Origin of the sequence: Acinetobacter sp. SwsAc4 (assembly GCF_013391535.1) — a bacterium.
Lineage (GTDB): Bacteria > Pseudomonadota > Gammaproteobacteria > Pseudomonadales > Moraxellaceae > Acinetobacter.
This window is the reverse complement of the sequence record NZ_JACAXC010000001.1, coordinates 259,598-283,490: the sequence shown is the minus strand read 5'-3', so window position 1 is coordinate 283,490 and position 23,893 is coordinate 259,598. Positions and strand designations below refer to the sequence as shown.

The window sequence follows — 23,893 nt, the reverse complement described above, 5'->3', positions numbered from 1 at the left end:
GTTTAGACTATGTTCAGATGGCTATTCTACGTTTGATTGGTTTTGGAAAAAAAGAAGAATTTAAGAAAGTGCTCGCAATTTTAAGAAAGAAAAAGCCTGATAGGACAAGGGCTCTATGAAATTTGTCGTGTACAGAGTTAAATAGTATTTAAAAAAAATCCCCTCTATTGTGGGGATTTTTTATATCAAACTACAGCATCATAGCGCTGCAATCTGATCCATATTCGCTTTAATCTTCGCTAACTGATCAGCAAACTCAGCCAATTTCGCCTTTTCACCTTCAACTACAGCCGCAGGTGCTTTCGCCACAAAACCTTCATTTGCCAGTTTAGTTGCAATTTGGTCATGCTGCTTTTGCACTTTGTCTAAGTCTTTTTGTAGGCGACCCAATTCCGCTTTCGGGTCAATTAAACCTTTCATTGGAACAAATACAGAAACGTGACCCACAACAGAAGAAGACGACAATGGTGGTTGCTCAGCATCAGCCAAGAAAGTAATGCTTTCAACTTTCGCTAAAGCTTTAAACAACGCTTCAATACGCGTGATTTGTGCTTTTTCCGCTTCAGTCGTGTTTTGAAGTAGAACAGGCAACAAACGTGCATTACCTAAGCCCATTTCACCACGGATGTTACGCACCGCACCAATCAAACCTTGTAACCACTGCATGTCTGCTTCAGCTTGCTCATTGATTTTCTCTTGAGCAGGCACAGGGTATGCCGCAGTCATAATGGTTTCGCCTTCAATACCGAGCATTGGCGCAAGGGTTTGCCAAATTTCTTCAGTCAAGTACGGCATAATTGGGTGTGCCAAACGTAAAGACGCTTCCATCACCGCCAATAACACACGACGAACTTCAGCTTTGCGCTCTTCAGATACTTCAGCATCGTTCAATACAGGCTTGGTGAGTTCAACATACCAGTCGCAGTATTCATTCCAGATGAAGTCGTAAATCGCTTGAGCAGCCAAGTCTAAACGATACGTTGCAAATGCTTGCTGAACCGCAGCTTCCGCTTTTTGTAAACGGCTGATAATCCATTGCTCTGGTAACTCCCAAAGATCAGGACGAGCAGTTTGCCCCACGGTTTGACCTTCAACATTCATCAATACGAAACGGGTTGCGTTCCAAATCTTGTTACAGAAGTTACGGTAACCTTCAACACGCTTCATGTCGAACTTGATGTCACGACCTGTGTTGGCAAGCGCACAGAAAGTGAAACGAACGGCATCTGTACCATACGCTTGAATACCTTCTGGGAATTCTTTACGAGTCGATTTTTCAATCTTCGCTGCTTGTTTCGGGTTCATCAAACCAGTTGTACGTTTTTGTACTAAAGTTTCAAGATCTACACCATCAATCAAGTCTAATGGGTCAAGTACGTTGCCCTTAGACTTCGACATTTTTTGACCTTCGCTGTCACGAACTAAACCATGTACATACACAGTTTTGAACGGAACTTGAGACGTACCATCTTCATTTTTCATGAAGTGCATGGTCATCATGATCATGCGTGCAACCCAGAAGAAGATAATATCAAAACCAGTGACCAACACATCAGTCGGGTGGAAGGTATTGAGGAAATAGTTTTCAGCATCTTTTGCTTTGTCGCCAGTCCAACCTAAAGTTGAGAATGTCCAAAGCGCAGAAGAGAACCATGTATCCAATACATCTTCATCTTGACTCAATGCAACATCAGCAGGGATGTTGTTATTGGCACGAACTTCTGCTTCGTCACGACCAACGAATACATTACCTTCAGCATCGTACCAAGCGGGAATACGATGACCCCACCAAAGTTGACGAGAGATACACCAGTCTTGAATGTTGTTCATCCACGCCATGTACATGTTACTGTATTGCTCAGGTACAAATTTGATGTCACCATCTTTCACCGCTTCAATCGCAGGTTCTGCAAGAGGTGCAATTTTCACATACCATTGGTCGGTCAATAATGGCTCAACAATCACACCTGAACGGTCACCGCGTGGTGGCTTCAAGGTATACGGTTGGATTTGATCTAACCAGCCTTCTGCTTCAGCTTGTTCAACCAGTTTTTTACGTGCAGCAAAACGCTCTAAACCAATGTAGTCTGCTGGTGCGGCGATGGTTTTAGAAATTTGCTCACCTGCTTTGGCGATGTATTCAAACTCAGCCAATACTTCCGCATTTTTGTTAAAGATGTTGATAATCGGCAATTCGCAGCGTTTGCCCACTTCATAGTCATTGAAGTCATGTGCAGGCGTAATTTTTACACAGCCTGTACCGAATTCTTTATCAACATATTCATCTTTAACAATTGGAACTGCACGACCTGTAATTGGCAGGATAATGTTCTGACCAACAAGGTGCGAATAACGCTCATCATCAAGTGCAACAGCAACGGCAGTATCACCTAACAATGTTTCAGGACGAGTCGTAGCGACAACAATGTGATCTTTACCATCGTGTGTACGAAGCGATTTGTCTTCAAAGAAGTATTTGAAGTGCCACAATGAGCCTGCTTCTTCTTTGTCTGATTCAACTTCAAGATCAGAAAGGGCAGTTTGCAGTTTCGGGTCCCAGTTTACGAGGCGTTTACCGCGATAGATCAAGCCATCTTCGTGCAGTTTAACGAACACTTCTTTGACTGCATTGGATAAACCTTCATCCATGGTGAAGCGTTCGCGCGACCAGTCAACAGAAGAGCCTAAACGGCGGATCTGACGAGTAATCGTACCACCAGATTGTTCTTTCCATTCCCAAATCTTTTCAATGAACTTTTCACGACCTAAGTCATGACGGCTGATGTTTTGTGCGCCAAGCTGACGTTCTACCACCATTTGTGTTGCAATACCCGCATGGTCAGTACCTGGTTGCCATAAGGTATTTTTACCTGACATACGGTTGTAGCGGGTCAAGGCATCCATGATGGCATTGTTAAAACCATGACCCATGTGCAAGCTGCCCGTGACGTTTGGTGGTGGAATCATGATACAGAATGATTCACCTTGACCTGAGGGTTTGAAATAACCTTGTTGTTCCCAGATTTGATACCATTTCTTTTCGATCTCGGTTGGATCGTAAGTAGTTGCAATATTTTGAGCAGATTGAGCGTCAGTCATAGTACAGAAGATTAAAATTGAATAAAAAATTAGATCTATTGTAGCAAAAAAATGATGAATATTTTCATCAAAAAAAAGTCGATGAAAACAGTTGGTTTTTTTCTTGAAAAAGTTAGATTTATGTGTGTTACATCACACAATTAAAAAATGTTTAAGCGTAAAACAACGATATCAAAATATTAAAACTTAAAAAAGGACGGTTACGATGAGTTATTCAATTCTATTAAAAATTAATGAAGCAACACACGGTCAACCATTTTTGAAATTTATGCATGTTGATCGTGAATAGAATGTGGTAAATTCAGCATTTGAAAAGCCAAAAATGAAAGAAAAACAGAATCTAAGGATGAATAAGGGCTTATTGAATAAGCCCTTATTTTATGGAATCTAGAATAGGGTGATTAGAATGAACACTGCCGTTTTTTTAAATATTCATGCCGATACATACGCGCGATTTGCTCATATCCGTACGCAGCTCTTACAGGGTAGTAAAGAAAGCCAAGCAAATGCTTTGGGGGCAGTTTTATCTGAAATTGCATGTGAAGTGATAGAACAAGTTTTCATGGTGCTATTGCAAGACAATCAACATCACTCACTCACAGGTGAATCTGAAAAAGTGATTCAGCAGATTTTAGAAGCAATCCGAAAATATATGCCATGGTCAGTGTCATTCTTTGGGAATGATCGTCTAGTTCCATTGGTCGAACATTTATCTAAAACAATTCGAGTTGAAGATGAGTCGGTATATATGACTTATCCGATTGAGCAACAGTTGACTCAACAGGTTAAAGCTTCGAGTCAAAAATTAGCTGAAGGGGAAAGTCGGGAAATTGCCAATTCACTGAAGTTGCTCACAGAAGTGATTGATGTAGGTGTCACTCATTTAATTCGTGAGCCGAAAAAGAGCCTAAAATTTAATTTTGTAGTCGATAAAACCTTAAATGGCGTCATTAATATGACGACACATTTAGGGTATAAGCGTTTAGAAAAATTAGGTACTCAACTTGATCAACAAGTTGCGGCAACTTATGTAGATCACTTTCTTAAATTTATGCGTCACCCTGCATAAATAAAGGAGATATATGACATGGCGAAACTTAAAAGTCTTGAAAATAAAGTCGTATGGATTACAGGTGCATCTTCGGGCTTAGGTAAAGCTTTGGCACGAGAGTGCGCTTTACAAGGTGCTCAAGTTGTACTGACTTCACGTCGTTATGATGAGTTGGAATCGGTTCGAGTGGGTTTACTTAAGCCTGAACAGCATCTTTCAATCGCTGCTGATATTACCGATGAAGCTCAAGTCCGCCATGCACATGAACAAGTTCTCGCAACCAAAGGACGTATTGATTGGCTGATTAATAATGCAGGCTTGAGTCAGCGTGCGTTGATTGAAGAAACGAGTATGCACACTGAACGTGCCATCATGGAAGTGGATTATTTCTCCCAAGTGTTCTTTACCAAAACCGTATTACCCACTTTGCGCAAACAAAAATCAGGTCGGGTGGTATTTATTTCGAGTGTGGCGGGTCTTTTAGGAACCCAATATCGCGCGACTTATTCTGCGGCTAAGGCTGCAATTCACATGTGGGCCAATAGCTTACGTGCGGAAGTCGCCAAAGAGGGAATAGCAGTTTCAGTGGTTTTTCCTGGTTTTGTTAAAACCAATGTTTCATTTAATGCTTTAAATGGTGAGGGCAAACCACAAGGGCATCAAGATGAAGCGATTGAAAATGGTTTAGAAGCGGATGTATTTGCAGAACGTGTCGTTGAATCTTTGATGGCGGGAGATGAATATATTGTTGTTGGTGGGAAAAAAGAACAATTGGGTGTCTTGGTCTCTCGATTATCACCAAACTTGTTGTATAAGATGATTCGCAAAATGAAAGTGAAGTAAAAGGAGCTTTTGCTCCCTTTTACTCATTTAAAATAGCCGTGCCATATGCAAATACTTCAACCATCCCACCTTGCATACCGAGTTCAGTCGTGCTGAGACGAACCCCCATGATATGGCTAGCACCAATTGCATGTGCTTGTTGTTTGAGTCGAATGATTGCTTCACGGCGTGCTCGTTCAACAATACTTTCATAACTGGTCAGACGACCACCTAGAAAATTTCTAATCGTCGCAAGCACATATTTAAAGTAGTCATGTGAAATGACGACATTGCTACTTACCAGTTGTCCATTTGATTGAGTCTCGACGAATCGATTGCTATCAATGCGAATATGAGCAAATTGTTTTTCTTTTTCATCTAATTCACGAAGATGTTTTTGTTCGATATGACGACCGAATCCCCAACCTACAGTGAACAGAATTAAGAAAAGAACGATTTGTAAAATTAAACCATCCATATATTTGCCTATGCACTAAATGGGTCTGGAAGTGTGGGTGCTTTAGGTTGAACAATAACCGCAGTGCCGTAAACAAAAAGTTCTGATGCACCTTGTGCGATATTTGATGTCGAGAAACGAATACCGACGATAGCATTTGCACCTAAAGCACGTGCTTTATCGATCATACGTTGTGTCGCTTCTTGGCGAGATTCTTCAAGCAACTCTGTATAGCCTGTTAGTTCACCACCAACAATGTTTTTTAATCCTGCCATAAGATCTCGACCAACGTGTTTACTGCGTACCGTACTGCCGTAAACGACATCTAGCTGACGTAAAATCTCGTGACCAGGAACTGATTCTAAACTGCTTAATAACATAGCGTTTTTCTAAGTCTTTAATATTTCAGTATTGAAGATAAGAAATATTCCGCATGCATGCAATAAAAAAGCTCACCGAAGTGAGCTTTTTTATGACAAAGTTTTTTATTATTGAGCGCTATTTTTTTCAGCGCTAGATGGTTGGCGTGCAATCGTCTCAGTTGAAGACGCTTTAAGTCCACCACCTAAGGTTTTATAAAGCTCAACCTGATTATTTAAATCAGCTTGTTGCAATAATAATAAGCCTTGTTCTGCTGAATATGCTGAACGCTGAGCATCTAACACCGTTAAGTAGCTATCAATACCAGCACGGAAACGAGCATTTGATAGTTTATAAGTGGTGTTGGTGGCATCAACTAAGCGGCGTTGAGCACTCAAACGATCACCAATATTGGCACGAGTTGCTAAAGCATCATTCACTTCACGGAATGCAGATTGGACTGACTTTTCATAATTTGAAAGTGCAATCTTCTGATCTGTTTCAGAAATTTTGACATTCGCACGACGTGTACCCCAATCAAAGATTGGCATATCGATGCTCGGACCAATTGACCAAAGTGCGTTGCCAGATTTAAACAAATCACTTAAATCCGTTGATGCATAACCTGCTGAACCCGTCAGACTAATCGTTGGAAATAGTCTTGCTTTCGCAGCACCTATATTTGCACCCGCAGCACTGAGTTGATACTCAGCCACTTTGACGTCAGGACGATTATTCAACAAGTCACTTGGTAAGCCTGCTGTCAACACATTCTTTTGTGTGATACGAGCGACTTGTTGTTTTGGTAACAGGTTTTCAGGAACTGGTTGACCGACCAATAAATTCAACAAGTTTTGAGCTTGTGCAATCTGGGTTTTGTAGTTAGCTACATCGTTACGTGCAGTTTCAACTGAAATCTGAGCCTGACGAACAGGAATTTCACTATCAATTCCGACATCGAAACGCTTTTTGTTCAAGTTAAATGACTCTTGCTGTGCTTTGAGCGTTTGCTCTGCAAGTTTGAGTTGTGCACTGGCGAATGAATAATTCAACCATGCTTGTGTCACTTGTCCAATTAAGCTGATCTGAGTCGCATCACGTGAACTTTGTGTCGCAAGATAACTATCTAAAGCAGCGTCTTTTAAGCTACGAACTCGACCCCAGAAATCTAACTCGTAAGCCGTTAAACCTAAGCCAACTTGGTAAGTCGAGTAGGGGTTGTTTGGATCACGAGATGGTGTGACTTGGCGAACCGCACTACCACTTGCCCCAATCGTTGGTAATTGGTTGTTTTCTGAAATTTGGTACTGCTGTTGCGCTTTTTGAATATTCAACGCTGCTGTACGCAAGTCACGGTTATTGGCAAGTGACATATCAATCACTTGTAATAAACGAGGGTCCGCAAAGAAGTCTTTGTAGCCTTGTTCTGCGATAGAAGTTCCAGAAGCATTACTATATGACGCAAAGCTTTCAGGAATCGCTGTGTTCACAACAGGCTCTGGCCCACGCATGCTTTGGCAGGCAGCCAAAGACAGCGCGAGTGCAGAGATTGCAATGCCACGACTGGAAATAGACCAAACAGTTTGCATCACGATCAATGCTCCTGAGTATTTAAAGTTTTAGGTTTGTACTTAAAGATACTACGAATCCACACGAAGAATACAGGGATGAAGAAGATACCTAAAAGTGTTGAAGAAATTACGCCACCCAGTACACCATAACCAACAGAATGTTGACTACCTGCACCCGCACCACTTGCAAGGGCTAATGGTAAAACACCAAATCCGAATGCAAGTGTAGTCATGATAATCGGACGTAAACGCATTTTTGCAGCATGTAATGTTGCTTCAAATAACTCTTCGCCTTTTTCTTGCAGCTCTTTTGCAAACTCTACGATCAAGATCGCATTTTTTGCAGAAAGACCAATCACGGCTACGATTGCGACTTGGAAATAAATGTTAAAGGATAAGTTTGGATCACCTTTAATCACCATTCCTAACCATGTCATCGTGAAAGCACCAATAATACCTAGTGGTACAACTAACAATACCGAAATTGGAATCGCCCAGCTTTCATACAATGCTGAAAGACACAGGAACACGATCAATAATGAAAGAATGAGTAATGGAACTGTTTGGTTACCAGAATCACGCTCTTCCAAAGATAAGCCTGTCCATTCATAGTCGAAACCTTGTAAGCCCATCGATGGTAACTTACCAATGATTTCTTCCATTGCTAACATCGCGTCACCTGAGCTGACACCTGGTGCAGGAGAACCTTGAATGTTCACAGAAGATACGCCGTTGTAACGTTCTAAACGTGGTGAACCATACGTCCATTCACCTTTAGCAAAAGCTGAGAATGGAACCATTTCACCTTTGTTATTGCGTACATACCATTTGTTTAGGTCTTCAGGCATCATGCGAGTATCGGCTTCACCTTGAACATAAACTTTTTTCACACGACCACGATCAACGAAGTCATTGATATAAGAACCACCCCAAGCCATGCTCATGGTGCTGTTAATATCACTAATACTCACACCCATTGCACCAGCTTGCGCTTGGTCAACTGTGATTTTGTACTGAGGAGTGTCCTCTTGACCATTCGGACGTACACCTGCAAGACGTTTGTCTTGTGATGCCATACCTAAAATAGCGTTACGAGCAGCAATCAGTTTTTCATGACCTTGACCACTTACATCTTTCAACTGAATATCAAAACCAGACGATACGCCCAATTCAGGCATTGCAGGAAGCTGTAATGGCATGATGTAAGATGCATCTTTTACGATCATGTTCAATGCCATACCACGTTGAATGATGGCACCAATTTGTGATTCAGGTGTTGTACGTTCGCTCCAGTCTTTCAATTTGATAAAAGCAAGACCAGCATTTTGACCAACCCCTGTAAATGAGAAGCCAGACACAGTAAAGATCGACTCTACATGCTCTTTTTCCTTATTTAAGAAGTAATCAGTCATAGTGGTGATGACTTTATCTGTTCTTTCAAGACTTGCACTCGGTGGTAATTGAACAAGTGTCATAACTACACCTTGGTCTTCTTCAGGTAAGAAAGACGAAGGCAACATCTTGTATAAACCAACTAAAGCAGCAATAACAACGATATAAATGACTCCAGAGAACAACTTATGATGGGTCATACGGTTGACACCACCTTGATATTTCTCTGAAAGTTTCTCGAACCCACTATTAAAACCACGGAAGAAACGTGCAAAGATACTGTTGCTTTGTTCTTTGTTTGGATCGTGTTGTTTTAATAACGTTGCACAAAGGGCAGGGGTAAACGTTAACGCAACGATCAAAGATAAAATCATTGCCGTTACTAAAGTGATAGAGAATTGACGGTAAATTACACCAGTTGTACCCCCGAAGAAGGCCATTGGTACGAATACCGCCGTTAATACACTAGTGATACCAATCAAAGCACCAGAAATTTGACCCATCGACTTTTCAGTAGCAGGTACAGGTTCAAGGTGTTCTTCTTGCATAACACGTTCGACGTTCTCGACGACTACAATCGCATCATCGACCAACAGACCAATCGCAAGTACCATCGCAAACATGGTGAGCGTGTTGATTGAGAAGCCGAAAATATTGATTACCGCAAAAGTTCCCAATACAACTACAGGGACTGCGAGTGTCGGAATGATCGTCGCACGCCAGTTCTGTAAGAACAGGAACATGACGATAAATACAAGAACAACAGCTTCAATCAGTGTGTGTACTACACTTTCAATCGAAAGCTTAATGAATGGTGTCGTATCGTAAGCAAGTTTATCTTTTAAACCACTTGGATAGTTCACACGTAATTCTGATAAACGTTTTTCAACTGCAGCAGCTGTATCTAGCGCATTTGCACCCGTCGCAAGTTTAATCGCGACACCACCTGCAGGATTACCATTGAACTTAGAGTCAAACTGATAGTTGTCAGAACCTAACTCAACGCGTGCAACATCACTTAAACGCACTTGTGCGCCATCAGCAGCATTTTTTAGGAAAATGTTTTTAAACTGCTCTGGAGTCTGCAACATACTTTGTGCATTTACCGTCGCATTTAAAACTTGTCCCTGAACTGCTGGGGCACCACCTAATTGACCTACCGCAACTTGAGCATTTTGTGAACGTATAGCTGCTGCAACATCTGAAGGTGTGAGATTAAAACTAGTAAGTTTTGCTGGATCTAACCAAATACGCATTGCATATGAACCACCAAATACTTGGAGTTCACCTACACCTGCCACACGACTCAGTGGCTCAGAAATATTTGAGTTCACATAATCTTTAATGTCAGAAGCAGAAAGGCTGTTATCTGGCGAATAAAATGCAATAACTTGCAAGAAGCTTGCACCAGACTTCGTCACTTTTACACCTTGACGTTGTACGTCAGCAGGTAACAGTGCTGTTGCTGATTGCAGTTTGTTTTGAACTTGTACTTGGGCGATATCAGGATCAATGCCTTGTTCGAAGTTTAAGTTGATCGATGCTTGACCATTACCCGCACTGTTTGAAGAGATATAACGCAAACCATCCAAACCATTCATTTGCTGTTCAATGATTTGAGTAACCGTATTCTCAACAGTCTGAGCTGAAGCACCTGGATATGTTGCAGAAATTGTCACCGTGGGCGGTGCAATTGTTGGGTATTGCGCAACTGGCATTTTGGTGAGGGTGAGAATACCCGCCAGCATAATCACCAACGCAATCACCCATGCAAAAATTGGGCGATGGATAAAAAATTGAGCCATGCAATCTACCCCTTAAGCTTGTGAAGTAGCTTTTTGTTCAGTTTTTGAAGAGTCAGCTTGTTTTTGTTCATTTGCTTTAGGGGCAGCATTTTGACCTTGTGATGCTTGAGGTTGGTAAGGCTTAGCCTTAACTTCTTGACCTTCTTTTACCTTTGCAACACCATCCACAATAACTTTATCACCAGCTTTTAAACCATCGGTAATAATCCAGTCTTGACCTTGAACCCCTGCTGTCGTCACTGGTCGAGTCTCTACAGCACCTTTCGCATTTACGACCATAGCAATTGCTTGTCCTGTAGGTAAGCGAGTTACAGCTGCTTGTGGAATCAGATATGCATTAGGTAGAACTGCTTGAGAAATTTTTGCAGTTGCGTACATACCAGGTAATAACAAGTGATTTGGATTTGGGAAAACGGCACGTAAAGTGACTGATCCTGTTTCAGGGTTAACACTCGCACCAGAGAATGCGAGTTGTCCTTCGATAGGATAATCTGAACCATCTTCAAGTGTGAGTTTGACGCGCGTATTATTACTACTATCTAAACTACCTTTACTCAACTGCTGACGTAAACGGAGCATTTCAGCACTTGATTGATTGATATCTACATAGATTGGATCAAGTTGTTGGATTGTCACCAACGGATCTGCTTGGTTTGCAGTAACTAAAGCACCAGAAGTTACCGAAGAACGACTAGATTGCCCTGAGATTGGTGCGCGAACAGTTGAATAACCTAAAGTAATTTCAGCATTTTTCAATGCTGCCTGAGCTGCAGCTACATCAGCTTCAGCCAATTTTACTTGAGCATTAATATCATCATATTCTTGTTTAGAAACGGCGTTAGTACCAACCAATTGGCGATAACGATTTTCTTTCACACGCAATGCATTTAAATTAGCTTGCTGACGCAATAAAGCTGCACGAGCATTGTCAGCAGTTGCACGGTTGGTATTAGCATCTATTTGATAAAGCGCTTGACCTGCTTCGACATAACTGCCTTCAGCAAATAAACGCTTTAAAATAACGCCACCCGTTTGTGGACGAACTTCTGATATTTGATACGCAGAAGTGCGCCCAGAAAGTTCAACATTTTGTTCAACGCTTTGTGGTTGAGCAACGATAACACCAACTTCTGGAGGCGGCATTTTTTGAGCAGCAGCAGCTTGCTGTTCATCTTTAGGATCTTTGCTACAACCAACAAGCGCAATGCTTGTTGCTAATGCGCAAGCAGTGAGGGCAGGTGCCCAAAGCTTAGCCGACATCATTGTTCCACCTCAATTTAGATTTTTTATCTAAAAACAAATTGTTGCTGAAATTGCTTTGATACAGCCAAAACCAAAGCAACGAAGTCAAAATCAACCCAATACCCCAACCAGCCAATACATCAGTTGGGTAATGAACCCCTGCATAAACTCTAGATATCCCCATGATTATTAACCATAAAACAGATACTAAAACGATACTGGAACGATATTTGTGCTGTTGTGATAGCAACAGAACTATACTCGATAGGGTTGCAGCATACAGGCTATGGGCACTTGGGAAGGATGCTCCATAACTTTGAACTAAATGATAAAACGCCAACGGTCTTGGTCGATCAATGCCCCATTTCAGAAGCCAACCAATTACAATGCTACCGATCACGCTCAGGGCGACAAATATGACCTTTTTATAGTTTTTCTTTCGAATTTGATGGATACAAAAAAACGACGTCAAAACCAGTAAAAAGGGCATGCCTCCTAGGCGAGAAAACAGAACGGCTACGTGGTTAAACGCAAACGAACGGTGTTCAAATAGCATTTGAACACCTCTAAGGTCTAAATTTGATATGCTTGGAGAAAACAGCCCCATCACACCGATTATCAAAAAAATGCAACCAATACAAAGCAGTAGGTACGGCATGCGAACCTCATTATTTGCTTAACCATTGTTCAGGGTTATATAATGTTTGAAAGTGTACTTGTGAGTACACTTTTGGTCAAGTCTTGAAATTTTATGATAATTTCATTTTCAGATTTTCTCAAGGTTCAGTAAAAAAACATAACAAAAATTGATTAATGTCTCACTTTTTGTTCACTTGATGCATCATCATCTACTTCGATTGGTTGCTTTGGTGGCCAAAAGAAATCACTTGGTCGTGTTAAGAAGTGGGTGAGTACCAATTTTGCCAATGGTTTCCATTGTGCGAAACGTACGCGACGAGCGCGTAAAGCAACAATAATAGTCAAAGTAAAGCTAACAAATAGGTTGGTTAAACCAATGAGCATGACACCAAGGAACGATACAAGGATTAGACCAATATCAGGTGATCCACTAATAGTCATTAAGCCTTGTATAAAATTTGCAGATGCAAAGGCAATGTGACGAATATCTAGTGGTAAGCCTAGAATAAAACCAATCGTCCCCATACTTCCAAGCATGATACCGAACAAGAAGTTACCAGCTAAAGCACCTAAGTTGGTTTCGATATAATTGGCAAATTTATCTAAACGCTGTTGTCCCATCCAGCGTTTCAAACGATGGTGTTGTTTTAAACGAGGACCAACCTTTCGGTAGATGGCCAAATTATCGAAGTAGCCTGCAAGTAGTCCTGAGAAAAATAAGCATATTCCAGCAATTGCAGCATGGGGTACAGCTAACGAAGTAAATGGATTTAGATCATGTAAGGTTTTGGTTGCTTTTGTTGATGAAAGCAAAGGTTCATGTAGATTGTATTGCCATAAAAAAGTAATTAAAGCTGCTACTGGTATAGCAATCGAAATATTACCGAGGATTGCAATAAATTGAGTTCGAATAATGTTGATAATCAGAGCAGCCAATTCAGCAATTTGAGCTGTTTTACTGCCTTTTTGGTGTTGTACTGTTGCGGCAAGTGCTGCCGCTGTCATTGCGGGTTGTTTAGTCGCAACGGTAAAGTGTAAGACATGGATAAGCATGAAGCCTAATGCATAATTCATACTATATAAAAAAGCATGTGTAAAAGGTGCGAGCACTAAACGAGCAGTTAAAATCTTTAAAGTGGCCATCGTTGCGATAATTGCACCAGCACCTGCTGCTGCTTTATACATACCCAAAAAGCCAGCTTTATCAGTGCTTACATAATGTTCACCTGTTTTACTCGCATTTTCAGTGACCTGTAATGCAACCAGTTCGCTGGTTGAGCTGAGTAAATGACGAACACTTTTTTCATCATAATGTGCCTTGGTGAAGTCAGTAAGTAATTCACCTAATGCAAGATAGCGTATCTCATTTTTACTTGCCAATAAGCTCAATAAAAGTTCAATACGATCAATTGCTTGCTCAAGTAGAGATAATAAATAGGTTAAGCTAACACTCACACCAATACGTTTAGTTGCACGGCGAATTTTGAGTACGACTTCACGGCATTGATCTAGCATTACAAATGCCTGAGAAGCATCAGGTGGTGGCATTACAACAACTGCATCTTGATCATCAATTTGTTTTTTATATTTCTCGATGAATTCAACAATTTCTCGATTTTGAACTAAGAAGGGAGATTCATATTCAATAATATCTGGCTGAGCATTAATAAATTCAGGATATAAACCTATACCACTGATTCGATAAGACAAAACGGTAATCGCCTTGATGAGCTCATTTTTAGAAATTTGTTTTTCAACCGTATTACTTTGGCTTTCGGCTAACAGATTAAATAAAGTGATCCAGTCTTGATTCTCAATCAGATCAAGCCATTGGCTATCTGTTTCTTGGTAAAATACTTTTCCAATAAGAGTCTTTAACTGCTGACCATCTTCAACCAATGGAAGAAAGTGCGCACCAAGGCGTTGACTCAGTTGATTCCAAAAACCATCTAATGAAAGAATACCACTATCAGCATATAAGCTAATCTGTTTGTATTGGCTAATCAGTTTGAGTAAGAAATTTTGTAATAGGAGCGCAGACGTCGGCGTCAATAATAATATTTTGATGAAGCCCTGAATCTGTTGTTTAACTTCGTCCGCGTCCTTTGGATTTTTTGGCCGTAAGCGGTTAATTAATTCAATGATAATATTTTCATCTAAAACAGCTTGGTTTTGATCAAGCTGTTCCTGCATTTTTAAAAATAAATCAGATAAAGTTAAATGCATAGGCACTCATAAAGTTATTGAAGTCGATGTAAGGCCATTAAGGTCAAATTAATCAGTGCTTGGCGATATTCATTATCTGGTAGCGCTTTAAGCGCTTCTAAAGCTGCATCCGTTTCTTGTTTGGCACGTTTTTGACAGTAGTCTAAGCCGCCTGAGTTGTGAACAATTTCAATGACTTTGTCCAAATGCTCGATACCACCTGTCGCGATACTGCGACGAATAATCGCATGATCATCTCCAGTTGAATGAGCTAATGCTGAAATTAACGGTAAAGTCGGTTTACCTTCCATTAAATCATCACCAATATTTTTACCTAATGTGTCGGCATCAGAGGTGTAGTCCAAAATATCATCAATAATTTGGAAGGCATTACCAAAATGACCAGCAAAACGACGCAAAGGCTCTCGATATTCTTCAGTGCCCGCTAAAATTGCCGCGCCTTCAGTTGCCAGTTCAAACAGGCGTGAGGTTTTACCATGAATAATTCTGAGATAGGTTTCTTCAGTGGTGTCTGGCTGGTGCTGTGCCTGAAGCTGTAAAACCTCGCCTTCCGCAATCTCACAGGTTCCTGTTGAGAAGTCCTTGAGCAAAGTGATGTTGTTTAAATCCACCAGCAAATCAAAGGCCCGTGCTATCAGGAAGTCACCCACCAAAACGGCGGTCTGATTGTTCCATGTTGCATTTGCGGTTGGACGACCACGGCGTAAGTTGGATTCATCAACGACATCATCATGCACCAATGTTGCAGTGTGTAGCATTTCGATAATTGCCGCTAAATGTTGGGCATGTTGCATGTTTGCGACGCCGCAAGCACGAGCAGCAAGTAAACACATGATTGGGCGCATACGTTTACCGCCAGCTTCAACAACATGTTTACTCACCGACATAACAAGACCAACTTTAGAACTTATACCTTCATTGATCAGGTGATCCATCGCAGCAAAATCTGTCGCAACAGGGGAGAGAATGTCTTGCTTGAAATCGATAACCATATGAAGGAAAACCTCGTATAGGTGGATAATGTTGCCAAGTGTATCAATTAATTTATTGCTAAACAGTTATACAAGTCATGTAATCTGTGATTTACAACAAGACGGTGAGTTTTTTGGTCTTAATTTAGCCAAATAAAGGCAATTCTCTATAAACCGATATCACTCTACTTATGACTTGATAAAAACACAGTTTGTTATTGTCGCAATTTGTTTTTAAAAATGTATTTCAAATTTTGATCAGAATCAATCAAAACAAGCCGGCATCAATCTAATTGATTTCATTAAAAAATCCAAGCAACTTATCAATATCTCTGCATTTGTGCAAAATGACTTGTTGTTTGATCAATTTTCACTTAAAATTTGTCCCCTTATATAACCCCAGTGGCGTTCGTTTTAAGCTCGGTATATCCCTTTATCGACACGACGACACGGGCATGTTGGAGTACATTATGTACGCAGTAATCCAAAGCGGTGGTAAACAGCACCGTGTTGTTGAGGGTGAAACCCTTAAAGTAGAATTGTTGAAAGCAGAAACTGGTTCAACTATTACGTTTGATGACGTATTAATGGTTGTTAACGGTGACAGCATTCAAATCGGTGCTCCAGTAGTAGCTGGCGCAAAAGTAACTGCAGAAGTAGTTGGCCATGGTCGTCACGACAAAATCCGCATCATCAAAATGCGTCGTCGTAAACACTACCGTAAGCAACAAGGTCACCGTCAATGGTTTACCGAGTTGAAAATTACTGGTATCGCAGGCTAACTCAGGAGTAAATAGACATGGCAACTAAAAAAGCCGGTGGATCGACGAAGAACGGTCGTGATTCGAATCCTAAGATGTTAGGTGTTAAAGTTTACGGTGGTCAAACTGTAACTGCTGGTAACATCATCGTTCGTCAACGTGGTACAGAATTCCACGCTGGTGCAAATGTTGGTATGGGTCGTGACCATACTTTATTTGCTACTGCTGACGGCGTAGTAAAATTTGAAGTGAAAGGTCAATTTGGCCGTCGCTATGTAACTGTTGAAGCTTAAGCTTTAATGGTTCAGAAAAACCCGCTTTTAGCGGGTTTTTTTATATTTACAATCTCTACATAAAGGCTGTAACTTCATACATAATGCAGACCTTTGCGACACGAATTACACAAAACCAATGCTTTTCTTCATTTTTTAAATGATCAAAAACAGTAAGATGTCGTCATAACAGTAAAAATCTGATAGAAGGTTCATTTTATGAATTTCGTAAAAAAAATCGCTTATGCAACAACTTTAAGTGTAGCTACACTTGCTCCTGTTGTGAGTAGTCAGGTATTTGCTGCACCTGTGGCTGCATCGACTCAGCAGGCGACGAATAGTTTGGTTCAACAACTCTCTGGCTTACAAAGATTCACAGCAGATTTTGAACAAAGTACCAAAGTAGCTGCGAGTAATAAAGCAGTTCAGAAAAAAGGTTTAACTGCACAACATATGAACCAGACTTTTAAAGGTTCAATGAAAGTTGAACGACCTGGAAAGTTTTATTGGGAAACCACAAGTCCTGCTAAACAAACGATTGTGACTACAGGTAAAGTCGTCTGGATTTATGATCCTGATCTTCAACAGGCAGTACGTCAAAGTTTGGATGATCAAATTGCGAATACCCCAGCGCTTTTACTGTCAGGGAATACCAAACAGATTATGCAATCTTATCGCGTAACGCAGCCTGATCGTAGTAAGCTTTATTATACTTTGTATCCAAAACAAGAGGATGGAGCATTTCAAAGTTTAACGATTAGTTTTGGTGCAAATAAGGCACCTAACTTGATGGTCTTACAAGATTCTTTAGGTCAAACAACGAATGTTCGATTTACTAATGTAAAAGTTAATCCAACTATTCCTGCATCAGTATTTAATTTCACGCCACCGAAAGGTACGGATATTATTGATCAGTAATATTCTAAATACTCAAAGAGCTGCAATTACTGTTGCTCTTTGAGGTGAAATGTAGATACATTTCTTAATTTCATCTATAGGCAAGGCTTTGTATAGTGAAGAAAAACATCAGAGGCTTGCATGACGATGAACTTTACACAATTATCAAAAATTATTCCGCTTCTTCCTATCCTGACAGTTATTGCATTAACAGGTTGCCAACCTAAAAAAGATACAACTAATGAAAAGGACAAAGTAGATATTCCACTCATTCAAGCGAAAGTTATTGCAGTCAAAATACCCAAACAAAAAGTCTGTTTAGAAGATGGTTGTACCAAGTATGATTTACAAAATGTTGAAACCAATCAAAAATGGATTGATGAATATTTTCTTCATCGTATGAAAAAAGCAGAGCCGAATGCCTTTGCTAATATCGCTGACCAGAAAGTCAAGCTGCCAGCCGATGAACCTTCACTCAGTGAAAGTAGTACTTACGTGCGTTTTGTGGGGCAAAACTATAATTTGGCGACTTTTGCCATTCAGACCTATAGTTACCCTGCGGGTGCGGCACATGGTATTTCGCATCAGGAATTTGTGAATTTTGATTTGTCGAATAAGAAACATATTACTGTTGCAGAGTTGTTGAAACCCGAAATGAATCAAAAACTTCGTGATGAGTTATATGCTGCTAATCAAAACTGGTTAGATGATCACCAAATTAGGAAAGATCAATTGCAAGTCAGTGATAATTTTTATTATGGAGTCAATGGGATCGTGTTCGTCTATCCATTGTATGAGTTGGCTTCATATGCAGAAGGGATGAGCGAATTAACTTTACCGTATTATTCAGCCAAAAAATTTATCAAGTCTGAATATTTACCAAGCTTACCGAAAGAGCCAAATTAGTTGTTAGTCAGCATCTAAACATTGTTTATAGATGCTGATAGTTTATTGCCAATCGCTGTATTTTTTTAGGTTAAAGCCTTACACTATAGCCAGTTTTTTCTCTATTCATGATTGATTATGATCGACCCAAAATTACTCAGAAATAATATTGAAGCAGTGAATGCTGCTTTAGCAAAACGTGGTATTCAGCTTAATGTACAAGAATGGGCTGACTTAGAAGTTCGCCGTAAAGATTTACAATCCAAAGCTGAAAATTTACAGGCTGAACGTAATGCTGGTGCAAAACAAGTTGGTCAAATCAAAAAATCGGGCGGAGATGCATCTGAAATTATGGCACGTATGGCTGCCATTGGAGATGAAATCAAAGCTGCTGAAGTTGCGCTTGCTGAGTTGCAAACTGAACTAGAGCAGAAGTCACTAGCCATTCCAAATTTGCCAGATGAGTCTGTGCCTGAAGGGAAAGATGAAAGCGATAATGTTGAAATCTTAAAGTGGGGCACACCACGCCAATTTGATTTTGAGATCAAAGATCATACCGATCTTGGTGAGTGGATGGGTGGGCTTGAGTTTGAAACAGCAACCAAATTAACAGGTTCACGTTTTAGCGTACTCAAAGGTCCTTTGGCACGTCTACAACGCGCTTTGACGCAGTTTATGTTAGATACGCATACGCTCAAAAATGGTTATACCGAGGCTTATGTTCCTTACTTAGTTAATGCAGATAGTTTACGTGGTACAGGTCAGCTGCCTAAATTTGAAGAAGACTTATTCAAGTTGCAAGGTGAAAAAGAATATTACTTGATCCCGACCGCAGAAGTGCCAGTAACAAACTTTGTGCGTGACGAAATCTTAGATGCAGATCGTTTACCACTTAAATACGCAGCACATACACCATGTTTCCGTAGCGAAGCAGGTTCTTATGGTCGTGATACCCGTGGTTTGATTCGTCAACATCAGTTCGATAAGGTCGAAATGGTGCAAATTTCAAAACCAGAGCACTCAATGCAGGCGCTTGAAGAACTAACTGCACATGCAGAGGGCATTTTGCAGGCATTAGGCTTACCATATCGTAAAATTTTGCTCTGTGGTGGTGATATGGGTTTTGGTGCAACCAAAACTTATGACTTAGAAGTATGGGTGCCAAGCCAAAATACCTATCGTGAAATCTCAAGTTGCTCAAACATGGGCGATTTCCAAGCACGACGAATGAAAGCACGCTACCGCGTAGATCAGAAGAAGATCGAATTGGTGCATACGTTGAATGGTTCAGGTTTAGCTGTAGGTCGTACTTTGCTTGCAGTGATGGAAAACTATCAACGTGCGGATGGTTCGATTGAGATTCCTGAAGTTTTACGTCCATATATGGGCGGTATTAGTTATATCGACTAAAATGCATCGAATTTGTGCATAGTTTTTGCTTTAGCTCAATCAGATCTAAAAATATAGAGGCGTATCGTGGAAATTTTCCCAATCTCTTTAAAGTTGCAGCAGCAACGTTGCCTGATTGTGGGTGGTGGGCATATTGCCTACCGCAAAGCAAACTTGTTAGTCAAAGCTGGTGCGATTATTGATGTGATTGCACCAGAGATTGAGCCTGATTTGCAACAATTAGTTGAGAAGTCACAGGGTCAATATATTCAAGCCCCTTTTTCTGTAAATATTTTAGCAACGCCTTATCGCCTAGTGATTGCAGCGACAGATCAGCCTGATGTGAATAAAGCTGTCTTTGAGCAATGTGAGATACGTAATCTTCTCGTCAATAGCGTGGATGATATTCCAAATTGTCGTTTTATGGTGCCTGCAATTATTGATCGGTCACCACTCGTTATTTCTGTGGCTTCAAATGGAGCTTCGCCTGTTTTATCACGTCAAATTCGTACACAGTTAGAAAGTTCTATTCCTCATGGTATGGGTAAATTAGCTGAGTTTTCTGGTCAATGGCGTAAACAGGTGAAAGAAAAAATTGCGAATCCAGATGAGCGTCGTATCTTTTGGGAAAACTTATATGCAAGCCCACTAAAAGAACAAGTCTTTAATGACAATCTTGAGGTGGCAAATAATTTAATTGAACAAGCCTTAACAGAATGGACTGCACCGAAAGGTGAAGTCTATTTAGTGGGTGCGGGTCCTGGTGATCCAGAGTTGCTGACTTTAAAAGCATTACGCTTGATGCAACAAGCTGATGTGGTGATTTATGATCGTTTGGTCTCTGCACCGATCTTAGAATTGTGCCGCCGTGATGCTGAAAAGATTTATGTCGGTAAAGCACGTTCTAATCATTCAGTCCCACAAGATGGTATTAATGCTTTGTTGGTTGAATATGCACAAAAAGGTAAGCGTGTTTGCCGCTTAAAAGGTGGTGATCCATTTATTTTTGGGCGTGGTGGCGAAGAGATTCAAGAATTAGTTGAAGCTGATGTTACATTTCAAGTTGTGCCGGGTATTACAGCGGCGTCAGGGTGTTCTGCTTATGCAGGTATTCCACTCACGCATCGTGATTACGCACAAAGCGTACGTTTTTTAACAGGACACCTTAAAGAGGGATCACCAGAACTTCCTTGGAATGAACTAGTGTATGAAAACCAAACTCTGGTGTTGTACATGGGCTTAGTTGGTTTAGAACGCATTTGTGAGCAACTGATTGCTCACGGCCAGCGTCCAAATATGCCAGTTGCACTTATTTCCAAAGGTACCACGCCAGATCAAAATGTGGTGGTTGGAACTTTAGCTGATATAGCGACCAAAGTATCTGAGCATCATATCGTAGCACCGACTTTAACCATTATTGGTGAAGTAGTTAGTCTGCGTGAACAGTTAAAATGGCAATAAAATTTCCTTTATGGCGTTGTCGTCATTCCAGATCTATTGAATAAATAGATCTGGAGAATTTGAATAGTAGAGAAAATTTGTGATTCATGTTGTCCTATACGAACCAGAAATACCTGCAAACACAGGTAATATTATTCGTTTGTGTGCCAATACAGGTGCTCAATTGCATTTAGTGAGACCTTTAGGTTTTGAACTAGACGATAAGAAATTGAAGCGAGCAGGTTTGGATTACCACGAATGGGCAAGAATGCAAATTTGGGACAATATCGAACTCTGTCTTGCCGATTTAAAAACCAAAGGTGTTGAGCATGTTTTTCCATTGACCACTAAAGGTACAGCGACACCGCATACAGTCGATCTTAATCGTCCAGTTGCTTTGTTGATGGGGCCTGAAACTCGTGGTTTACCTGAACAAGTGCGTTTAATGTTCCCACAAGAGCAATGGATTCGTCTGCCAATGGCTGAAAATTCAAGAAGTTTAAACCTCTCTAACGCAACCGCCGTGATTGTCTATGAAGCGTGGAGACAACAGGGTTTTAAACAACTTTAATTCCTTGGGTTAGAGATCACCATACGGGCTTACAACAACTAAGGTTATGGTTCACACGTGGTTGGCAAGATAAAGTTTTTGCAGGCTTTACAAACAGTGCAAGTTTAAATGGTGATAAACAAGTGACGTTGATTCAATTACAAACCTTAGCTTCTCAGCATGGTGGTATTTGGGTGAGTTTAGGTTTACTTCCAGCCAATACCAAAGCCGCAAAACGCGAAGATGTGAATAATTTAGGCGGTTCTGTTGGTTTACTGGTTCAATCACCTTCTGATGCGAGTGTAGATGAGATTCCAACAGGGGACTTAGAAACAGCGAAGCTGTATGCGGAACGTGTTAAGTCAATTGTTGAAAAACTGCATAGCTAAGTTTTTGAGTTAATAAAAAGGCGCATTTAGCGCCTTTTTAGATTTAGATGATTTTATTCGTGTTCATTGTGTTGAGGTGCATTATATTTAAAGCCTTTGGTTTTATAGCCTAAATATAAAACACCAAACATTGCCCACCATAAACCGTATTTTAATGCTGTATCTTCAATTTCTAGCCACATAGCGAAGACACTCAGGAAGCCACAAAGAGGAATGATGACAAAGTTTAAAATATCTTTGAAATTCTTTGTACGGCCATCACGTAATGCATAGCGAGAAATCACTGAGAGATTTACAAAAGTAAATGCAATCAAAGCACCAAAGCTGATCATTGAAATCACAACATCCAAACTCATAAAACCAGCGCTTAATGCGACCAATCCTACAATGATAATATTATAAGATGGGGTATATGTTTTATGACTAATATGGCCGAAGATTTTCTTATTAATCACACCGTCCCGACCCATCACATACATCAGACGTGATACGCCTGCATGGGCAGAAATCCCTGATGCCATGACCGTCACAATCGCAAAGGCAAGCACATAGGACTGGAATAACGAACCACCCACCAGCAACAGGATGTCAGGTTGGGTTGCGGCGACGTCCTCAAAATAAGTTTTAGGATCATTCGGAAAGTAAATTTGCATAAAGTAGGTGCTGATAATAAAAATTACACCTGCGAATAATGCAGTCAAGAAAATCGCTTTTGGTAAGGTCTTTTCAGTATCTTTGGTTTCTTCTGCAAGAGAGCTTAAAGAATCAAAACCTGTAAATGAAAAGCACAGTAGGGTTGCACCTGTAATTAACGCGCCAATAGAGGTTAGCTCATTCCAGAACGGTTGTAAGCTCCAAAGTTGATAGCGTGTTTCTGCAGTAATTGGACCTTCTGCGTTATACCCCATTTGTAGTTTGTTATAAACTAAATAGGTGAATACACCGATGACGATCAGTTGAACTAAAACAATCAAGCTATTAAAGTTTGCAACAAAACGAGCGCCACGCAGGTTGATGCCAGTCATAAAGGCAGTCAGGATAATCACCCAGACCCAGTGGTTTACATTTGGAAATAAGGCATCCAGATAGATTCCCGCCAAGATGATATTGACCATCGGTGATAGTAAATAATCGAGCCAAGAAGACCACCCCACCATAAAGCCAACATTTGGGTGGATTGATTTTTGAGCGTAAGTATAAGCCGATCCAGAAGATGGATAACGGCGAATCATGTGCCCATAGCTTAGCGATGTAAATAAAATCGCAATCAATGCCACAATGTAAGAGGTAGGAACGTGGTGATGACTTTCTTCTGATACCAGACCGAAGGTGTCAAACAAGGTCATCGGTTGAATATAAGCCAAACCAATAATGATAATGTGCCAGAGACCTAGCGTTTTTTGCAGTTTAGCTACCGATGGAGTCCCAGAAATATTTGTCAACGGCGTTATCCTCATAATCGTTGATCAAAGATCAGCTATGGTTTTAAGGGTCATTTGAGACAAAAATGACCCCCGCTACAAAAAAAAGAAGTGCGCCAATTTATCGTAATTTATTATAAATTGTCAGTACTTTTATGCTTCTTTTAGCAATTTTTTTGCCAATTCGCCAAAGAAATAGATGAATAAAGATTCATTTAAAATGGCAAAGCCCCGATAACGAGATTATATCGGGG

Annotated in this window: 19 protein-coding genes and 2 pseudogenes; 11 read left to right on the top strand and 10 right to left on the bottom strand. The window is 40.5% G+C overall.

Translation table 11 applies throughout. The features are described 5' to 3' along the window. A pseudogene (locus HYG88_RS01305) lies at positions 1–119 on the top strand (IS4 family transposase); the annotation flags it as partial. 79 nt (positions 120–198) lie between these two features. On the opposite strand, the gene HYG88_RS01300 reads toward HYG88_RS01305, so the two are convergent. After that, a complete protein-coding gene (locus HYG88_RS01300; RefSeq protein ID WP_178882430.1) occupies positions 199–3,099 on the bottom strand; it encodes a valine--tRNA ligase in 2,901 nt (966 codons plus the stop codon). A 406-nt stretch (positions 3,100–3,505) separates the two neighbouring features. Here HYG88_RS01300 and HYG88_RS01295 point away from each other — a divergent pair, with 406 nt between their 5' ends. Together HYG88_RS01295 and HYG88_RS01290 are read left to right on the top strand one after the other, a co-directional pair. Continuing rightward, entirely contained in the window at positions 3,506–4,168 is a 663-nt protein-coding gene (locus HYG88_RS01295) for a hypothetical protein (protein WP_178882429.1), read from the top strand. A gap of 18 nt (positions 4,169–4,186) precedes the next feature. Further along, positions 4,187–4,993 carry an SDR family NAD(P)-dependent oxidoreductase gene (locus HYG88_RS01290; protein WP_178882428.1) on the top strand — a complete coding sequence of 269 codons (807 nt, stop codon included), beginning with the start codon at positions 4,187–4,189 and terminating at the stop codon, positions 4,991–4,993. 19 nt (positions 4,994–5,012) lie between these two features. Here the strand turns inward: HYG88_RS01290 and HYG88_RS01285 are convergent, their stop codons facing one another. From HYG88_RS01285 to sdsA, 8 genes are all read right to left on the bottom strand, one after another. Then, positions 5,013–5,450 (bottom strand): YbjQ family protein, encoded by a 438-nt coding sequence (locus HYG88_RS01285; protein ID WP_178882427.1) that lies wholly within the window; start codon positions 5,448–5,450, stop codon positions 5,013–5,015. An 8-nt stretch (positions 5,451–5,458) separates the two neighbouring features. Further along, positions 5,459–5,809 carry a YbjQ family protein gene (locus HYG88_RS01280; RefSeq protein ID WP_004950740.1) on the bottom strand — a complete coding sequence of 117 codons (351 nt, stop codon included), beginning with the start codon at positions 5,807–5,809 and terminating at the stop codon, positions 5,459–5,461. Between the two features lie 108 nt (positions 5,810–5,917). Then, entirely contained in the window at positions 5,918–7,378 is a 1,461-nt protein-coding gene (adeK, locus tag HYG88_RS01275) for a multidrug efflux RND transporter AdeIJK outer membrane channel subunit AdeK (protein ID WP_004963657.1), read from the bottom strand. Positions 7,379–7,383: 5 nt separating this feature from the next. After that, entirely contained in the window at positions 7,384–10,557 is a 3,174-nt protein-coding gene (adeJ, locus tag HYG88_RS01270; RefSeq protein ID WP_075696744.1) for a multidrug efflux RND transporter permease subunit AdeJ, read from the bottom strand. A gap of 12 nt (positions 10,558–10,569) precedes the next feature. Beyond that, complete coding sequence (locus HYG88_RS01265; protein WP_087546562.1) at positions 10,570–11,820, bottom strand: efflux RND transporter periplasmic adaptor subunit; 1,251 nt, start codon at positions 11,818–11,820, stop codon at positions 10,570–10,572. Beyond that, positions 11,807–12,457: a phosphatase PAP2 family protein gene (locus HYG88_RS01260; RefSeq protein WP_178882426.1), complete on the bottom strand. Its 651-nt coding sequence runs from the start codon at positions 12,455–12,457 to the stop codon at positions 11,807–11,809. The genes HYG88_RS01265 and HYG88_RS01260 overlap by 14 nt, the downstream gene beginning before the upstream one ends. A gap of 152 nt (positions 12,458–12,609) precedes the next feature. Next, positions 12,610–14,664 carry a site-specific recombinase gene (locus tag HYG88_RS01255; protein ID WP_178882425.1) on the bottom strand — a complete coding sequence of 685 codons (2,055 nt, stop codon included), beginning with the start codon at positions 14,662–14,664 and terminating at the stop codon, positions 12,610–12,612. 14 nt (positions 14,665–14,678) lie between these two features. Further along, the gene (sdsA, locus tag HYG88_RS01250) at positions 14,679–15,656 is read right to left on the bottom strand and encodes an All-trans-nonaprenyl-diphosphate synthase (RefSeq protein WP_178882424.1); all 978 of its coding nucleotides are present in this window, start codon (positions 15,654–15,656) and stop codon (positions 14,679–14,681) included. Between the two features lie 449 nt (positions 15,657–16,105). Here sdsA and rplU point away from each other — a divergent pair, with 449 nt between their 5' ends. The 8 genes and pseudogenes from rplU to HYG88_RS01210 all read left to right on the top strand — a co-directional run. Continuing rightward, the gene (gene rplU / locus HYG88_RS01245) at positions 16,106–16,417 is read left to right on the top strand and encodes a 50S ribosomal protein L21 (RefSeq protein WP_004664501.1); all 312 of its coding nucleotides are present in this window, start codon (positions 16,106–16,108) and stop codon (positions 16,415–16,417) included. Between the two features lie 17 nt (positions 16,418–16,434). After that, positions 16,435–16,689 (top strand): 50S ribosomal protein L27, encoded by a 255-nt coding sequence (rpmA, locus tag HYG88_RS01240; RefSeq protein WP_004640422.1) that lies wholly within the window; start codon positions 16,435–16,437, stop codon positions 16,687–16,689. Positions 16,690–16,887: 198 nt separating this feature from the next. After that, entirely contained in the window at positions 16,888–17,586 is a 699-nt protein-coding gene (lolA, locus tag HYG88_RS01235) for an outer membrane lipoprotein chaperone LolA (protein ID WP_087546565.1), read from the top strand. A 120-nt stretch (positions 17,587–17,706) separates the two neighbouring features. Further along, positions 17,707–18,471 (top strand): RsiV family protein, encoded by a 765-nt coding sequence (locus HYG88_RS01230; protein ID WP_178882423.1) that lies wholly within the window; start codon positions 17,707–17,709, stop codon positions 18,469–18,471. A gap of 117 nt (positions 18,472–18,588) precedes the next feature. Next, positions 18,589–19,860, top strand: coding sequence for a serine--tRNA ligase (serS, locus tag HYG88_RS01225; RefSeq protein WP_005161804.1), 1,272 nt, complete (start codon positions 18,589–18,591; stop codon positions 19,858–19,860). Between the two features lie 66 nt (positions 19,861–19,926). Continuing rightward, entirely contained in the window at positions 19,927–21,300 is a 1,374-nt protein-coding gene (gene cysG, locus HYG88_RS01220; RefSeq protein WP_178882422.1) for a siroheme synthase CysG, read from the top strand. 79 nt (positions 21,301–21,379) lie between these two features. Further along, entirely contained in the window at positions 21,380–21,850 is a 471-nt protein-coding gene (locus HYG88_RS01215) for a tRNA (cytidine(34)-2'-O)-methyltransferase (RefSeq protein ID WP_004664488.1), read from the top strand. A gap of 41 nt (positions 21,851–21,891) precedes the next feature. Then, positions 21,892–22,218, top strand: a pseudogene (locus HYG88_RS01210) (NADPH-dependent FMN reductase); the annotation flags it as partial. Positions 22,219–22,271: 53 nt separating this feature from the next. Here HYG88_RS01210 and HYG88_RS01205 read toward each other — a convergent pair. Then, positions 22,272–23,675: an APC family permease gene (locus tag HYG88_RS01205; protein WP_171063565.1), complete on the bottom strand. Its 1,404-nt coding sequence runs from the start codon at positions 23,673–23,675 to the stop codon at positions 22,272–22,274. Positions 23,676–23,893 lie beyond the last annotated feature (218 nt).

Coding starts and splice junctions, on each gene's coding strand:
- sdsA (WP_178882424.1), bottom strand. CDS start 15,656: ATGGTTATCGATTTCAAGCAAGACATTCTCTCCCCTGTTGCGACAGAT.
- HYG88_RS01285 (WP_178882427.1), bottom strand. CDS start 5,450: ATGGATGGTTTAATTTTACAAATCGTTCTTTTCTTAATTCTGTTCACT.
- rpmA (WP_004640422.1), top strand. CDS start 16,435: ATGGCAACTAAAAAAGCCGGTGGATCGACGAAGAACGGTCGTGATTCG.
- HYG88_RS01265 (WP_087546562.1), bottom strand. CDS start 11,820: ATGATGTCGGCTAAGCTTTGGGCACCTGCCCTCACTGCTTGCGCATTA.
- HYG88_RS01300 (WP_178882430.1), bottom strand. CDS start 3,099: ATGACTGACGCTCAATCTGCTCAAAATATTGCAACTACTTACGATCCA.
- HYG88_RS01290 (WP_178882428.1), top strand. CDS start 4,187: ATGGCGAAACTTAAAAGTCTTGAAAATAAAGTCGTATGGATTACAGGT.
- adeJ (WP_075696744.1), bottom strand. CDS start 10,557: ATGGCTCAATTTTTTATCCATCGCCCAATTTTTGCATGGGTGATTGCG.
- rplU (WP_004664501.1), top strand. CDS start 16,106: ATGTACGCAGTAATCCAAAGCGGTGGTAAACAGCACCGTGTTGTTGAG.
- HYG88_RS01260 (WP_178882426.1), bottom strand. CDS start 12,457: ATGCCGTACCTACTGCTTTGTATTGGTTGCATTTTTTTGATAATCGGT.
- lolA (WP_087546565.1), top strand. CDS start 16,888: ATGAATTTCGTAAAAAAAATCGCTTATGCAACAACTTTAAGTGTAGCT.
- HYG88_RS01280 (WP_004950740.1), bottom strand. CDS start 5,809: ATGTTATTAAGCAGTTTAGAATCAGTTCCTGGTCACGAGATTTTACGT.
- HYG88_RS01295 (WP_178882429.1), top strand. CDS start 3,506: ATGAACACTGCCGTTTTTTTAAATATTCATGCCGATACATACGCGCGA.
- HYG88_RS01230 (WP_178882423.1), top strand. CDS start 17,707: ATGACGATGAACTTTACACAATTATCAAAAATTATTCCGCTTCTTCCT.
- HYG88_RS01205 (WP_171063565.1), bottom strand. CDS start 23,675: ATGAGGATAACGCCGTTGACAAATATTTCTGGGACTCCATCGGTAGCT.
- serS (WP_005161804.1), top strand. CDS start 18,589: ATGATCGACCCAAAATTACTCAGAAATAATATTGAAGCAGTGAATGCT.
- HYG88_RS01255 (WP_178882425.1), bottom strand. CDS start 14,664: ATGCATTTAACTTTATCTGATTTATTTTTAAAAATGCAGGAACAGCTT.
- adeK (WP_004963657.1), bottom strand. CDS start 7,378: ATGCAAACTGTTTGGTCTATTTCCAGTCGTGGCATTGCAATCTCTGCA.